This is a genomic window from Mycolicibacterium tusciae, assembly GCF_002086795.1.
In the GTDB taxonomy this organism is placed as follows: Bacteria; Actinomycetota; Actinomycetes; order Mycobacteriales; family Mycobacteriaceae; genus Mycobacterium; species Mycobacterium tusciae.
Genome location: NZ_MVIM01000012.1, coordinates 105,060 through 119,215 on the forward strand (window position 1 = coordinate 105,060; position 14,156 = coordinate 119,215).

16 protein-coding genes are annotated in these 14,156 nt (G+C 65.7%); 14 read left to right on the top strand and 2 right to left on the bottom strand.

Annotated features, from left to right (window positions below):
* Positions 1-51: 51 nt before the first annotated feature.
* Genes BST47_RS20900 through truB form a run of 3 tightly spaced genes read left to right on the top strand, consistent with a single transcriptional unit; the run spans position 52 to position 2,557 of the window.
* Complete coding sequence (locus tag BST47_RS20900; RefSeq protein ID WP_083127555.1) at positions 52-999, top strand: ACP phosphodiesterase PptH; 948 nt, start codon at positions 52-54, stop codon at positions 997-999.
* Positions 999-1,679 (top strand): 4'-phosphopantetheinyl transferase PptT, encoded by a 681-nt coding sequence (pptT, locus tag BST47_RS20905; protein ID WP_083127556.1) that lies wholly within the window; start codon positions 999-1,001, stop codon positions 1,677-1,679. Before BST47_RS20900 ends, pptT begins: the two co-directional genes overlap by 1 nt.
* Positions 1,676-2,557, top strand: coding sequence for a tRNA pseudouridine(55) synthase TruB (gene truB, locus BST47_RS20910; RefSeq protein ID WP_083127557.1), 882 nt, complete (start codon positions 1,676-1,678; stop codon positions 2,555-2,557). Before pptT ends, truB begins: the two co-directional genes overlap by 4 nt.
* Before the next feature lie 34 nt (positions 2,558-2,591).
* Here the strand turns inward: truB and mntR are convergent, their stop codons facing one another.
* Positions 2,592-3,263, bottom strand: coding sequence for a manganese-binding transcriptional regulator MntR (gene mntR, locus BST47_RS20915; protein WP_083127633.1), 672 nt, complete (start codon positions 3,261-3,263; stop codon positions 2,592-2,594).
* A gap of 107 nt (positions 3,264-3,370) precedes the next feature.
* Here mntR and BST47_RS20920 point away from each other — a divergent pair, with 107 nt between their 5' ends.
* The 7 genes from BST47_RS20920 (at position 3,371) to BST47_RS20950 (ending at position 10,717) form a co-directional block, all read left to right on the top strand.
* Positions 3,371-4,354 (top strand): bifunctional riboflavin kinase/FAD synthetase, encoded by a 984-nt coding sequence (locus tag BST47_RS20920; RefSeq protein WP_083127558.1) that lies wholly within the window; start codon positions 3,371-3,373, stop codon positions 4,352-4,354.
* Between the two features lie 162 nt (positions 4,355-4,516).
* Positions 4,517-4,786 carry a 30S ribosomal protein S15 gene (gene rpsO, locus BST47_RS20925; RefSeq protein ID WP_083127559.1) on the top strand — a complete coding sequence of 90 codons (270 nt, stop codon included), beginning with the start codon at positions 4,517-4,519 and terminating at the stop codon, positions 4,784-4,786.
* A gap of 10 nt (positions 4,787-4,796) precedes the next feature.
* Positions 4,797-5,288: an LppU family putative lipoprotein gene (gene lppU / locus BST47_RS20930; protein WP_083127634.1), complete on the top strand. Its 492-nt coding sequence runs from the start codon at positions 4,797-4,799 to the stop codon at positions 5,286-5,288.
* A 307-nt stretch (positions 5,289-5,595) separates the two neighbouring features.
* Complete coding sequence (locus BST47_RS20935; RefSeq protein ID WP_083127560.1) at positions 5,596-7,851, top strand: polyribonucleotide nucleotidyltransferase; 2,256 nt, start codon at positions 5,596-5,598, stop codon at positions 7,849-7,851.
* Complete coding sequence (locus BST47_RS20940; protein ID WP_083127635.1) at positions 7,829-9,169, top strand: M16 family metallopeptidase; 1,341 nt, start codon at positions 7,829-7,831, stop codon at positions 9,167-9,169. The genes BST47_RS20935 and BST47_RS20940 overlap by 23 nt, the downstream gene beginning before the upstream one ends.
* Positions 9,170-9,218: 49 nt before the next feature.
* The gene (bla, locus tag BST47_RS20945) at positions 9,219-10,106 is read left to right on the top strand and encodes a class A beta-lactamase (RefSeq protein WP_107529041.1); all 888 of its coding nucleotides are present in this window, start codon (positions 9,219-9,221) and stop codon (positions 10,104-10,106) included.
* A 197-nt stretch (positions 10,107-10,303) separates the two neighbouring features.
* The gene (locus BST47_RS20950; protein ID WP_083127562.1) at positions 10,304-10,717 is read left to right on the top strand and encodes a YchJ family protein; all 414 of its coding nucleotides are present in this window, start codon (positions 10,304-10,306) and stop codon (positions 10,715-10,717) included.
* Here BST47_RS20950 and ald read toward each other — a convergent pair whose 3' ends face one another.
* Positions 10,718-11,833, bottom strand: a complete 1,116-nt coding sequence (ald, locus tag BST47_RS20955; RefSeq protein ID WP_083127563.1) for an alanine dehydrogenase — start codon at positions 11,831-11,833, stop codon at positions 10,718-10,720.
* A 92-nt stretch (positions 11,834-11,925) separates the two neighbouring features.
* On the opposite strand from ald, the gene aldR reads away from it, so the two are divergent.
* The 4 genes from aldR to BST47_RS20975 all read left to right on the top strand — a co-directional run bounded on the left by aldR (position 11,926) and on the right by BST47_RS20975 (position 14,125).
* Positions 11,926-12,441 carry an HTH-type transcriptional regulator AldR gene (gene aldR / locus BST47_RS20960; RefSeq protein ID WP_083127564.1) on the top strand — a complete coding sequence of 172 codons (516 nt, stop codon included), beginning with the start codon at positions 11,926-11,928 and terminating at the stop codon, positions 12,439-12,441.
* Positions 12,442-12,462: 21 nt separating this feature from the next.
* On the top strand, positions 12,463-13,197 hold the full coding sequence (gene dapB / locus BST47_RS20965; protein WP_083127565.1) for a 4-hydroxy-tetrahydrodipicolinate reductase: 735 nt from the start codon (positions 12,463-12,465) through the stop codon (positions 13,195-13,197).
* A complete protein-coding gene (locus BST47_RS20970) occupies positions 13,197-13,661 on the top strand; it encodes a tetratricopeptide repeat protein (protein ID WP_083127566.1) in 465 nt (154 codons plus the stop codon). The genes dapB and BST47_RS20970 overlap by 1 nt, the downstream gene beginning before the upstream one ends.
* 62 nt (positions 13,662-13,723) lie before the next feature.
* Positions 13,724-14,125, top strand: a complete 402-nt coding sequence (locus tag BST47_RS20975) for an NAD(P)H-dependent oxidoreductase (protein ID WP_083127567.1) — start codon at positions 13,724-13,726, stop codon at positions 14,123-14,125.
* Positions 14,126-14,156 lie beyond the last annotated feature (31 nt).

The window sequence follows — 14,156 nt, forward strand, 5'->3', positions numbered from 1 at the left end:
TTCTAGTTGGGTTGCGAGAGCGCTCGTCGCCCGCACGTAGGCTGGAGGGCTGTGACACGCGACGGTAGGCAGCCCACCCTGTGGGCGATCAGCGACCTTCACACCGGTCACACGGGCAACAAGCCCATCACCGAGTCGCTGCACCCGTCCACGCCCGACGACTGGCTGATCGTGGCCGGCGACGTCGGTGAACGCACCGACGAGATCTATTGGGCCTTGGACTTGCTGCGGAAGCGCTTCGCCAAGGTGATCTGGGTGCCGGGCAATCACGAGCTGTGGACCACCAACCGCGACCCGATGCAGATCTTCGGCAAAGCCCGCTACGACTACCTGGTCGACGTCTGCGACCAGATGGGCGTCATCACCCCCGAGCACCCGTTCCCCGTGTGGACGGAAGAGGGCGGCCCGGCGACGATCGTGCCGATGTTCCTGCTCTACGACTACACGTTCCTTCCCGAGGGGGCAGCGACCAAGGCCGAGGGGCTGGCCATCGCCCGCGAGCGCAACATCGTGGGCACCGACGAGTACCTGTTGTCGGCCGAGCCGTACGCCACCCGCGACGCATGGTGTCGCGACCGGGTCGCCTCGACCCGCAAGCGGCTCGAGGACCTCGACTGGATGACTCCCAACATCCTGGTGAACCACTTCCCGTTGGTCCGCGAACCGTGCGACGCGATGTTCTACCCGGAGTTCGCGCTGTGGTGCGGCACCACGGCGACCGCCGACTGGCACACCCGCTACAACGCGCTGTGCTCGGTGTACGGCCACCTGCACATCCCGCGCACCACGTGGTACGACGGGGTTCGCCACGAGGAAGTGTCGGTCGGATACCCGCGGGAGTGGCGGCGCCGCAAGCCATATCGCTGGCTGCGGCAGATACTCCCCGACCCGAAGTACGCGCCCGGTTATCTCAACGAATTCGGCGGGCACTTCGAGATCACGCAGGAGATGCGCGAGCACGCCCAGAAGATGCAGCAGCGCATCCAGGCCAGGTACTGATGACGGTCATGGCGACCCTGCTCTCCGGCGTGCTGCCCGACCACGCCCATGCGCTGGCCGCGGCGGAGATGTACACCGACCCACCGGAACTCGCACCGCTGCCCGAAGAAGAGCCGCTGATCGCGAAGTCGGTGGCCAAGCGGCGCAACGAGTTCATCACCGTGCGTTACTGCGCACGTGAGGCGCTTGGCGAGCTCGGTATTGCGCCCGTACCGATCCTCAAGGGGGAGAAGGGCGAACCTTGCTGGCCCACGGGCGTCGTCGGCAGCCTCACGCACTGTGAGGGCTTCCGAGGCGCGGCCGTGGCCCGGCACGACGCGATCCGCTCCGTCGGTATCGACGCCGAGCCGCACGACGTCCTCCCCACCGGCGTGCTCGACGCCATCAGTCTGCCGGGGGAGCGCGCTGAGTTACAGGCGCTTCCAAACGGACTGCATTGGGACCGAATCCTGTTCTGCGCCAAGGAAGCCACCTACAAAGCGTGGTTCCCGGTCACCAACCGCTGGCTGGGATTCGAGGACGCACACATCACGTTCGACGTCGACGGCACCGGCATGGCGGGCGGATTCGAATCACGGATCCTCATCGACCCGTCTGCACCGTCGGGGCCACCGCTGCAAACGCTGGCGGGCCGGTGGTCGGTACGCGACGGTCTCGCGCTCACGGCGATAGTGCTGTGACCGAAGCTGGTCTTGTCGTCGTGGACAAGCCGGCGGGGATGACGAGCCACGACGTGGTGGGCCGCTGCAGGCGGATCTTCGGCACCCGAAAGGTTGGTCACGCCGGCACTCTCGACCCGATGGCCACGGGGGTGCTGGTGGTCGGTATCGGACGGGCCACCAAGATCCTGGGCATGCTGACGGCGACCGACAAGTCGTACGCCGCGACGATCCGGCTGGGTCAGACTACCTCGACCGAAGACGCTGAAGGCGAAGTGCTGCAGACGGTTTCGGCCTCTGGAGTTGATGAGGCGCAGATCGAGACAGCGGTGGCCGCGTTGCGCGGTGAGATCGATCAGATTCCGTCGGCAGTGAGCGCCATCAAGGTCGCCGGGCAGCGGGCCTACAAGCTGGCCCGCGAGGGACAAACCGTCGAGCTCGCGCCGCGCAGGGTGCGCATCGAGCGGTTCGACGTGCTATCCGTTCGGCATGAGGGCGATCTCGTCGACGTGGACGTCGAAGTGGACTGCTCCAGCGGCACCTACATCCGCGCGCTGGCTCGCGACGTCGGCGCCGCGCTCGGCGTCGGTGGACATCTCACCGCACTGCGCCGGACCCGGGTCGGCACGTTCGAGCTGGATCAGGCCGTCGGTTTGGAGGACCTCGCCGAACGCCCGCGCCTGTCGTACACGCTCGACGAGGCGTGCCTGCTGGCGTTCCCGCGTCGCGACCTGTCTGCTGAAGAAACCGAGGACACCCGCCATGGCCGGCCGCTGAAAGTCGCTGGTATTGAAGGCGTTTACGCGGCAACCGCAGCCGACGGACGGGTCATCGCGCTGCTGAGAGACGACGCGATCCGCACCAAATCGGTGGTCGTGCTGCGACCAGCCACCCTCTAGCGGTCGCGGGCGGGCAGACTGACGGCGCCGACCCTCAGCCGACCACCCAAATAGCTTCTGCCGCAGGGTTTCCCAACTCCACAGTGGTGCCCTTTTCGTGTTCATCCGCATCGGCGGACTTGACCGCCACCGAGATCATGCCCGCGAAGTCGCGGCGGGCCAGCACCAGCAGCCGCGAATCCAGGCTGATGCCGACACTGTCGAAATACCGCAGCATCTCCGGGTCGGAGTCCGAAATCCGGGCGACGGTTCCGGTGTCACCGTCGCGGCAGACCGACAGCTGGCGGGCGTCCGGGGTGGGGACTCGGCCGTCGGAGGCGGGAATCGGATCGCCGTGCGGGTCGCGCGTCGGATAGCCGAGCTTGGCGTCGATGCGTTCGAGCATCCGCTCGGACACCGCGTGCTCGAGCACCTCGGCCTCGTCGTGCACCTCGTCCCAGCTGTATCCGAGTTCGCGGACGAGGAAGGTCTCCATGAGCCGGTGCCTGCGGACCATCGCGAGAGCGGCCGCGCGGCCGGCATCGGTCAGTGTCACGGCGCCGTACTTCTCGTGATCGACCAGGCCCTGATCGGCCAGCTTGCGCACCGACTCCGACGCCGTACTGGCGGATACGCCGAGCCGCTCGGCCAACATCTTGGTGCTGACCTTCTCGTGCGACCACTCTTGGGCAGTCCAGATCACCTTCAGGTAATCCTGGGCGACCATCGTCAAGTCGCGCGGATCACCGTTCACGCTTACGAAGTTTAGGCAGTTGTCACCTGATCTGGCGATCTAGCGCGGCCGTGGCGACGCGTGCGCCGTAGGCTTGCGCTGTGCAGCGCTGGCGGGGACAGGACGAGATCCCGACGGACTGGGGCCGATGTGTCGTCACCATCGGCGTGTTCGACGGTGTTCATCGAGGCCATCAGGAGCTGATCAACCACGCGGTGAAGGCGGGCCGGTCCCGCGGCGTGCCGACGGTGTTGATGACCTTCGACCCACATCCCATGGAGGTCGTCTTCCCCGGCAGTCATCCCGCCCAGCTCACGACACTCACCAGGCGGGCCGAGTTGGTCGAGGACATGGGCATCGACGTGTTCCTGGTCATGCCGTTCACCTCGGATTTCATGAAACTCACACCCGAGCGCTACGTCCACGAACTGCTGGTCGAGCGGCTGCACGTCGTCGAGGTCGTGGTCGGGGAGAACTTCACGTTCGGCAAGAAGGCGGCCGGCAACGTCGACCTGCTGCGCAAAGCGGGAGACCGGTTCGGCTTCGCGGTCGAAAGCATGTCCCTGGTATCTGAGGCCGCCGCCACCAACAGCGAGGAAACCGTCACGTTCTCGTCGACCTATATCCGGTCCTGCGTGGACGCCGGTGACATGGTCGCCGCTACCGAGGCTCTGGGGCGTCCGCACCGCGTCGAGGGTGTCGTGGTCCGCGGCGACGGACGCGGCAGGGTCCTGGGCTTTCCGACGGCCAACGTGGCGCCGCCGATGTACTCGGCCATTCCCGCCGACGGCGTCTACGCGGCATGGTTCACGGTGCTCGGCCACGGCCCCATTGCGGGCGCCGTCGTCCCAGGTGAGCGCTACCAGGCAGCCGTCTCGGTCGGCACCAACCCCACGTTCTCCGGGCGTACCCGCACCGTGGAGGCGTTCGTCCTCGATACGTCCGCCGATCTGTACGGCCAGCACGTGGCGGTAGATTTCGTTGCGCGCATCCGCGGGCAGGAGAAATTCGCCAAGGTCGAGGAACTGGTCACCGCGATGGGTGCCGACACCGAACGGGCGCGCACCATCCTGGCAGCGCACTAGGCCGGGCAATTTCGCAGCTCAGCGAGGTGCTCGATTTCGCGGTCGGCCACCGGCGCGGTAGACTCCTGGCCGACCGAGCGTGTGCTGCAGTTCGCGGTGGCTGCGCTTATTTGGGGGCCCAGGGGCCTCATGTTCGCGGACTGAAATAGATGGAGTTGTTTCGTGGCGCTCACTGTCGAACAGAAAAAGACCATTCTGGGCGAGTACGGCCTGCATGACACCGACACCGGCTCGCCGGAGGCTCAGGTCGCGCTGCTGACCAAGCGCATCGCCGACCTGACCGAGCATCTGAAGATGCACAAGCACGACCACCACTCGCGACGTGGACTGCTGCTGCTGGTCGGCCGTCGACGCCGCCTGCTCAAGTACGTCGCGCAGGTCGACGTGGCGCGCTACCGCTCGTTGATCGAGCGCCTTGGGCTGCGTCGCTGACGCGACGCGGGTGCGGAACCTGGCCGCGATCGTCGTAGCGGCGATCGTCGTTTTGGGGGGTTTGACGGGGTGTTCTTCCTCGTCCACGACGGATCTTGCGGTCGGGGACTGCCTGAAGACGGGTGGCACTCCGGAGCGGCCGGAAGTGACCAGGGTCGAATGCGGAAGCCCGGAGTCCAATTTCAAGGTGGCCGCCACGGCCGAGGACAGCGACCATTGCCCGGCGGATGTCGACTCTTACTACTCGATGAAGGGCACGTTCTCCGACACCAGCACCACGATCTGCATGGATATCGACTGGGTCGTCGGCGACTGCATGAGCATTGATCCGAACAACGACAAGGATCCGCTGCGGGTCGACTGCGACGATTCCTCGGTGCCCAACCGGCAACGCGCCACCGAGGTGCTGGACAGCGTCGCCAACGTCGACCAGTGCGCAAGCGGCGTCGGCTATCCCTATGACGAGCGCAACTTCACCGTATGCGTGGAGGATGTGGCCTGAGGGTCCCGCGGATTTCGGGCCGTACCTGCTGCAATGTAGGATGGCTGAGTTCGACAGCCGGTTTCGGCTCGAATGTTCGGGTGCGGTGATCGCAGTTCCGCGAGCGCCGTTCCCGCGTGTCACATCGGATGTGCTGGATCAACGACATGCCCGATCGCACGGTCTTCGGTAGTGGCTGCCGGGTCCGATACCCGACAGCTTCGATCGATGGCCGTGGCCCAGTCGAGGCCGGTGATTCACCCTCTGTGGCAACGCGAAAACAGTTGAACAGTGAAGACTGTGAACCAGAGAGGCCATACGGACACCTATGTCTGTAGTTGAACTTGAAGACGGCGTGTACGAATCCACCGCCGTGATCGACAACGGGAGCTTCGGCTCCCGCACCATCCGTTTCGAGACCGGCCGGCTTGCCAAGCAGGCCGCCGGCTCTGTCGTCGCCTACCTCGACGACGAGACCATGTTGCTGTCGGCCACCACGGCCAGCAAGCAGCCCAAAGAACATTTCGACTTCTTCCCCTTGACCATCGACGTCGAGGAGCGGATGTATGCCGCGGGTCGCATCCCGGGTTCGTTCTTCCGCCGTGAGGGCCGGCCGTCGACGGACGCGATCCTGACCTGCCGCCTCATCGATCGGCCGCTGCGCCCGACCTTCGTTTCGGGTCTGCGCAACGAGATCCAGGTCGTCGTCACCGTGATGAGCCTGGATCCCAAGGATCTGTACGACGTGCTGGCGATCAACGCCGCATCGGCGTCGACCCAGATCTCCGGCCTGCCGTTCGCCGGCCCGGTCGGTGGCGTGCGCGTCGCGCTGATCGACGGCCAGTGGGTCGCGTTCCCGACCATCGAGCAGCTCGAGGGAGCCGTGTTCGACATGGTGGTCGCCGGCCGCAAAACCGCCGATGACGTCGCGATCATGATGGTCGAGGCCGAGGCGACCGACAAGGTCATCGAGCTCGTCGCCGGTGGCGCGGGTGCTCCGACCGAGGCGGTCGTCGCCGAGGGTCTCGAAGCCGCCAAGCCGTTCATCGCCGCACTGTGCACCGCGCAGGAGGCGCTCGCCGAGAAGGCCGCCAAGCCGACGGCCGACTACCCGGTGTTCCCCGACTACCAGGACGACGTGTTCGAAAGCGTCTCGGCGGTGGCCACCGACGAGCTGTCGAAGGCGCTGACCATCGCGGGTAAGGAAGAGCGCGACGATCGCACCAGCGAGATCAAGGTCGAGGTGCTCGACCGGTTGGCCGACCAGTACGCCGGCCGCGAGAAGGAGATCGGCGCAGCGTTCCGATCGCTCACCAAAAAGCTTGTGCGCCAGCGCATCCTGACAGACCACTTCCGCATCGACGGCCGCGGCATTACCGATATCCGCGCCCTGGGCGCCGAGGTGGCCGTCGTGCCGCGGGCGCATGGCAGCGCGCTGTTCGAGCGTGGCGAGACCCAGATCATGGGTGTCACCACGCTGGACATGGTCAAGATGGCCCAGCAGATCGACTCGCTGGGACCCGAGACCAGCAAGCGGTACATGCATCACTACAACTTCCCGCCGTATTCGACCGGTGAGACCGGTCGCGTCGGTTCGCCCAAGCGTCGCGAGATCGGCCACGGCGCCCTTGCCGAGCGGGCGCTGATGCCCGTGCTGCCGAGCGTCGAGGAGTTCCCGTACGCGATCCGCCAGGTGTCAGAGGCGCTGAGCTCCAACGGATCGACCTCGATGGGTTCGGTGTGTGCGTCGACGCTGTCGCTGCTGAACGCCGGTGTGCCGCTGAAGGCGCCGGTTGCGGGTATCGCGATGGGTCTCGTGTCCGATGACGTGGAAGTTGACGGCGGCGGTACCGAGCGGCGCTTCGTCACTCTCACCGACATCCTGGGTGCCGAGGATGCGTTCGGCGACATGGACTTCAAGTGCGCAGGCACCAAGGAGTTCGTCACCGCGCTGCAGCTCGACACCAAGCTCGACGGCATCCCGTCGCAGGTGCTGGCCGGCGCGCTGGCGCAGGCCAAGGACGCGCGTCTGACGATTCTCGAGGTGATGGCCGAGGCCATCGACGAGCCCGATGAGATGAGCCCGTATGCACCGCGGATCACCACGATCAAGGTTCCGGTCGACAAGATCGGCGAGGTGATCGGGCCCAAGGGCAAGATGATCAACTCGATCACCGAGGAGACCGGTGCGTCGATCTCGATCGAGGACGACGGCACCGTGTTCGTCGGCGCCTCCAACGGTGAAGCGGCACAGGCTGCGATCGACAAGATCAACGCGATCGCCAACCCGCAGCTGCCCAAGATCGGTGAGCGGTTCCTCGGAACGGTGGTGAAGACAACCGATTTCGGTGCGTTCGTATCGCTGCTTCCGGGCCGGGACGGCTTGGTGCACATCTCCAAGCTCGGCCGCGGCAAGCGGATCGCCAAGGTCGAGGACGTGGTGAAGGTCGGCGACAAGCTGCGCGTCGAGATCGCCGATATCGACAACCGTGGAAAGATCTCGCTGGTCCTCGTCGCCGAAGACGAAGCAGCTGAAGCATCCCCTGATGCCGCGCCAGCAGATGCCGCAGCAGCCACGAGCTAGGGCTTTGCGTCGCGGCGCACGCGGCGATCAATCGTCTGCGGCGGTGCGGCGCACCGTATTGCCCGGTGGCCTGCGCGTGGTCACCGAGTACGTCCCGTCGGTGCATTCGGCATCGGTCGGGGTGTGGGTCGACGTCGGGTCCCGTGACGAGGGGCCCAGCGTGGCCGGTGCGGCGCACTTCCTGGAGCATCTGCTGTTCAAGTCGACGCCGACGCGATCCGCGGTCGACATCGCGCAGGCGGTGGACGCTGTCGGTGGCGAGCTGAACGCGTTCACCGCCCGTGAGCACACGTGCTACTACGCGCATGTGCTCGACACCGACCTCGAATTGGCCGTCGACCTGGTGGCCGACGTGGTGCTGCGGGGGCGTTGTGCCGCACACGATGTCGAGATCGAGCGTGCCGTCGTGCTCGAGGAGATCGCGATGCGCGACGACGATCCCGAGGACACCCTCGGTGACGTCTTCCTGTCGGCGATGTTCGGCGCGCATCCTGTCGGGCGGCCGGTGATCGGCAGCGCGGAGTCGATCGCGTCCATGACCAGGACGCAACTGCATTCGTTCCACATGCGGCGCTATACGCCGGAGCGGATGGTGGTGGCGGTCGCGGGAAATGTGGACCACCACGAGGTCGTGTCGCTGGTGCGTGAACACTTCGGTCCTCGCCTGGTGCGCGGCCGCAAGCCGGTGGCCCCGCGCAAGGGCACCGGTCGCGTTACGGGCCGGCCGACGCTGGAGATCGTCAACAAGGACGCCGAGCAGACCCATCTGTCGCTGGGCGTCCGGACCCCGGGCAGGCACTGGGAGCATCGGTGGGCGTTGTCGGTGCTCAACACCGCTTTGGGCGGTGGCCTGAGTTCCCGTCTGTTCCAACAGATTCGGGAAACGCGCGGGTTGGCGTACTCGGTCTACTCGACGGTGGACACGTTTTCCGACAGCGGTGCGCTGTCGATCTATGCCGCGTGCCTTCCCGAGCGTTTCGCAGAAGTCGTCCGGGTGACCGTCGATGTGCTCGAGGACGTGGCCCGTGATGGCATCACCGAGACCGAATACCGGATCGCGAAGGGCTCGATGCGCGGCGGACTGGTGCTCGGACTGGAGGATTCGGGTTCCCGGATGAACAGGATCGGGCGAAGCGAGCTGAACTATGGCGCGCATCGCACGATCGCCGACACCCTCTCCAGGATCGAAGCGGTAACGCTAGACGAGGTGAACACCGTCGCGCGCAAACTGCTGACCCGGCAATACGGTGGCGCAGTTCTCGGTCCGCAAACTTCGAAAAGGATGCTGCCACAGCCGCTTCGGGACATCACGCGCTGATCGCCTAGGCTGGGAGTCGATGACTCGACTGAGGCGCTCCGGCGCCGACATCCAGCAACTGTCCAGACGAAACGTTCTGCTCGGTGGGTTGACGCTCGCCGCGGTGGCCGCATCCTTGTCACGTACCGCGACGGCACAGCCGCCGCCGTCCATCGAGGCGTCCCTGCAGGGTCTCGAGCAACGCCACAACGCCGCTATCGGGCTGTTCGCTTCAAACCTGGTGTCAGACAAGACTGTTGCGCACCGCGCACAGGATCAGTTCGCCCTGTGTTCGGTGTTCAAGGGGTATGCCTCGGCGCGAGTATTGCAGATGGCTCAGCACGGTGAGCTCTCGCTCGACGACAGGATGTTCGTCGACCCGGCTCAGATCCTGCCGAATTCACCCGTCACCGGACCGCGCGCCGGCAGCGAGATGACGCTCGCCGAGCTGTGCCAGGCCACGCTGCAGCAGAGTGACAACGCCGCGGCGAACCTGCTGCTCAGCAGGATCGGCGGGCCGCAGGCGATCACCGCGTTCGCGCGCAGCATCGGGGACCGGCAAACGCGTCTGGACCGCTGGGAGACAGAGCTGAACTCGGCGATCCCGGGTGATCCGCGGGACACCAGCACACCAGAGTCGCTCGGTGTGGGTTATCGCGCGATGCTTGAGGGAGACGTCCTCGCGCCACCTCAACGCCGCCTGCTCGAGGATTGGATGCGTGCCAATCAGACGTCGAGCATGCGGGCGGGGTTTCCGCCGGACTGGACCAGTGCCGACAAGACCGGCAGCGGGGACTACGGCACCACCAACGACGTCGGTGTCGCGTACGGGCCGGACGGCCAACGCGTGCTGCTCGCGCTCATGACGCGGTCGCAAGCCGATGATCCCCAAGCGGAGAACATGCGCCCGCTCATCGGGGAGATCACGGCGCTGGTGCTGCCGACGCTGCTCGCGTAAACGCCGCTGACCAGGACACCCGGTCCCCCCGGTAGTCCGGGTGTGCCTGGTCAGACGACTGCTTACGGGGTGTGTGGAGCACCTGCAGCTGAACCAACGGTATCGGAGCCGCCCGCGGAACGAATCGGGTGAAACCCTATGATTCCGACCTCAGGGACCCCTAAAACGCAGCAAAGTCGGCTTGGCACACTGTGAGCATGGATCCGGCCGCGTTGTGTCCCTGCGGTTCGGAACTGCTGTTCGGACGCTGTTGCCTACCGCTGCACCTGGGCGAAAGACAGGCCGAAACGGCCGAACAATTGATGCGGTCACGCTACAGCGCCTTTGCCGTCGACAACCTCGACTATGTCTGGCAGACCTGGCACCCAAGGACACGACCCTCGGAGCTGACGCCGGAGGCCGCACTGACGTGGACCGGGCTCGAGATCGTGGACACCGTCGACGGCCGCGCCGGCGATGATTCGGGCGAGGTCGAATTCCGTGCGCACTACCGACAGAACAGACGCTCAGGCCGATCTGCTCCTTGCGGCGCGGGGACGCTACATGAGCGGTCCCGCTTCGCCGTTAGAGCCCGTCGGTGGTTTTACATCGACGGGGAGTTGTTCGAGTGATCACGCCAGCAGTGCGGCCGGATCGGTGAAGGGCAGATCCAGATCGGTGGCGACCTGCTCGGAGAGCAGCGAGCCCTGGTGCGTCGACAGTCCCTTGGCCAGCGCCGGATCGGCCTCGCATGCGGCCTGCCAGCCCTTGTCGGCCAGCTTCAGCACATAGGGCATCGTGGCGTTGGTCAGCGCGTAGGTCGACGTGCGCGGAACCGCGCCCGGCATGTTGGCCACGCAGTAGAACACGGTGTCGTGGACGGCGAAGGTCGGATCGTCGTGCGTGGTGGGCCGCGAATCTTCGAAGCACCCGCCCTGATCGATCGCGATATCGACGAGCACCGCACCGGACTTCATGTGCGCCACAGTCGAATTCGTCACCAGCTTGGGCGCCTTGGCGCCAGGGACGAGCACCGCGCCGATGACCAGATCGGCCTCCTTGACCGCGTCCTCCAGATCGAGGGTGGAGGAGTAACGGGTCTCGATGGCGCCGCCGTACTCGGCGTCGATCTTGCGCAGGATGTTGATGTTGAGGTCGAACACGGTGACGTGCGCGCCCATGCCCCAGGCGACGGCGGCGGCGTTGTCGCCGGCCATGCCACCGCCGATGACCACGACCTTGGCCGGCGCGACGCCGGGGACGCCGCCCATCAGCACGCCACGACCACCTCGGGTTCGCATCAGGTGATATGCGCCGACCTGGGCGGCCAGTCGTCCCGCGACCTCGCTCATGGGGGCGAGCAGCGGCAGGGATCCGTCGGCCAGCTGGACGGTTTCGTAGGCGATCGACGTGGTGCCCGAGGCGAGCAGTGCGTCGGTGCACGGCTTGGAGGCGGCCAGGTGCAGGTAGGTGAACAGGGTCTGGCCCTCGCGCAGGCGCGAGTACTCGGCCTCGATCGGCTCCTTGACCTTGAGCAGCAGCTCGGACTCTGCCCACACCTCGTCGACACTGGGGATCATCTGCGCGCCAGCGCGCTTGAAGTCGGCATCAGAGACCGCCGAGCCCTCGCCCGCGCCGGCCTGAATGAGCACCTCATGGCCCCGCCGGACCAGCTCAGAGACACCGGCCGGGGTGATGGCCACACGGAATTCGTTGTTCTTGATCTCGGTCGGGATGCCGACGCGCATGATCGCTCCTATAGTCGAACTTGCTTCCTAAAGTGTGAAGAACATTCGATCGAATGGCAATTGCTCCGCTGATAATTCGCTAAAATGCCGTAATGAACGAAGAACCATCATCAAGCGTCGCGCGCCCACCGCGCTCGCCGAAGGATGTTCAGGCCGTCGACCTCGACGACATCGACCGGCGGATGCTGCTCACGCTCCATGGCGATGCGCGCATCTCCAACAGCGCCCTGGCCGACGTCGTCGGCATCGCCCCGTCGACCTGTCACGCGCGGCTGCGGCGGCTGCAGGACCTCGGGGTCATCCGGGGCTTCTACACCGACATCGATCCGGCGGCCATCGGTCTGACCATGCAGGCCATGATCTCGGTGAGCCTGCATTCCAATGCCCGCGGCAAGATCCACAGCTTCATCGACCAGATCAGACGCAAGCCCCAAGTGATGGACGTCTACTTCCTGGCAGGAGCTGAGGACTTCATCCTGCACGTCGCCGCGCGCGACACCGACGACCTGCGGTCGTTTGTGGTGGAAAACCTCAACGCCGACACCGACGTGGCAGGAACGCAGACGTCGTTGATCTTCGAGCACCTGCGCGGCGCCTCCCCGCTCTGAGTGACCAACTAGGGTTGGCCCATGCGAGTGGCGGTGCTGGGGTCCAAGGGCAAAGTCGGCGCGACGATGGTGCAGGCAGTCGAAGAGGCTGCGGACCTGACGTTCACCGCGGGGGTCGACGCCGGTGATCCGCTGAGTGAACTGGTCGACTCGCGCACCGACGTCGTCATCGACTTCACGCATCCCGACGTCGTGATGGACAACCTGAAATTCTTGATCGACAGCGGAATCCACGCGGTTGTCGGTACGACCGGCTTCACCGACGAGCGCATCAGCCGGGTCCAGCAGTGGCTGTCCGGCAAGCCGGATGTCGCGGTGCTCATCGCACCGAACTTCGCGATCGGCGCGGTTTTGTCGATGCACTTCGCGCAGCAGGCCGCCAAGTTCTTCGAGTCCGTCGAAGTCATCGAACTGCACCATCCGCACAAGGCCGACGCGCCGTCGGGCACGGCCGTCCGCACCGCCCGGCTGATCGCCGAGGCGCGCAAAGACCTTCCGCCCAATCCCGACGCGACGAGCACGGGCCTCGAGGGTGCCCGCGGTGCCGACGTCGATGGAGTTCCCGTGCACTCGGTCCGGTTGGCGGGACTCGTCGCGCACCAGGAAGTGCTGTTCGGCACGCAGGGTGAGACGTTGACAATCCGGCACGACAGCACCGACCGCACGTCTTTCGTACCCGGCGTGCTGCTCGCGGTACGCAAGGTCGCCGAACGTCCCGGCCTCACTGTGGGTATTGAGCCGCTGCTCGACCTCTGATGAGTGAGGAATCGCGAGCGCTGCGCATCCAGCTGCTGATCGGTTTCATGTGCGTAGCGCTCGTCGTCTATTTCTTTCTGCTCGGCCGGATCGCGTTGGCGTTCCTCACGTCTGGTGAACCCGCCGCAATCGGGCTCGGTGCCGCGCTGATGATCATGCCGCTGATCGGTATCTGGGTTCTGGTCAGCACGCTGCGGGCCGGGCTCGCTCACCAGCGGCTTGGCCGGATCGTCAAGGACGAGGGCATGGAACTCAACGTGAGCTCACTGCCGCGGATGGCTTCGGGACGGATCGAGCGCGAGGCCGCCGACGCGCTCTTCGCCACCGTGCGCGACGAGTTGGAGCAGGACCCGGACAACTGGCGTCATTGGTATCGGCTGGCCCGTGCCTACGACTACGCCGGCGATCGCAGCCGCGCGCGCGAAGCCATGAAGAAGGCTGTCGAGATGGAGGAGCAGGGTTGAGCAATCCATCGAATAAAACATTGCTGATCGTCCATCACACACCGTCGCCTCATTGCCAGGAGATGTTCGAAGCCGTCGTATCCGGCGCAGGCGACCCCGAGATCGAGGGCGTGGAGGTCGTGCGACGGCCGGCCCTCACCGTCTCGGCGACCGATGTACTCGAAGCGGACGGCTATCTGCTCGGCAGCCCCGCCAACCTCGGTTACATGAGCGGCGCTCTCAAGCACGCGTTCGACGTCATCTACTACCCGTGCCTCGACGCGACGCGTGGACGACCCTTCGGTCTGTACCTCCATGGCAACGAGGGCACCGAGGGCGCCCAAAACGGGGTGACCGCGATCACGACCGGCCTGGGCTGGACGAAGGCCGCCGAATACGTTGTCGTCTCGGGCAAACCGAGCAAAACCGATCTCGAATCGTGCTGGAACCTTGGCGCAACAGTCGCCGCTCGGCTGATGGAATAGCCGGGGGCCGTGTCGCCGACCACCAATCAGC

Coding starts and splice junctions, on each gene's coding strand:
- aldR (WP_083127564.1), top strand. CDS start 11,926: ATGAACGAAGAACCATCATCAAGCGTCGCGCGCCCACCGCGCTCGCCG.
- mntR (WP_083127633.1), bottom strand. CDS start 3,263: ATGGTCGCCCAGGATTACCTGAAGGTGATCTGGACTGCCCAAGAGTGG.
- BST47_RS20970 (WP_083127566.1), top strand. CDS start 13,197: ATGAGTGAGGAATCGCGAGCGCTGCGCATCCAGCTGCTGATCGGTTTC.
- BST47_RS20950 (WP_083127562.1), top strand. CDS start 10,304: ATGGATCCGGCCGCGTTGTGTCCCTGCGGTTCGGAACTGCTGTTCGGA.
- BST47_RS20935 (WP_083127560.1), top strand. CDS start 5,596: ATGTCTGTAGTTGAACTTGAAGACGGCGTGTACGAATCCACCGCCGTG.
- BST47_RS20975 (WP_083127567.1), top strand. CDS start 13,724: ATGTTCGAAGCCGTCGTATCCGGCGCAGGCGACCCCGAGATCGAGGGC.
- BST47_RS20940 (WP_083127635.1), top strand. CDS start 7,829: ATGCCGCAGCAGCCACGAGCTAGGGCTTTGCGTCGCGGCGCACGCGGC.
- ald (WP_083127563.1), bottom strand. CDS start 11,833: ATGCGCGTCGGCATCCCGACCGAGATCAAGAACAACGAATTCCGTGTG.
- pptT (WP_083127556.1), top strand. CDS start 999: ATGACGGTCATGGCGACCCTGCTCTCCGGCGTGCTGCCCGACCACGCC.
- dapB (WP_083127565.1), top strand. CDS start 12,463: ATGCGAGTGGCGGTGCTGGGGTCCAAGGGCAAAGTCGGCGCGACGATG.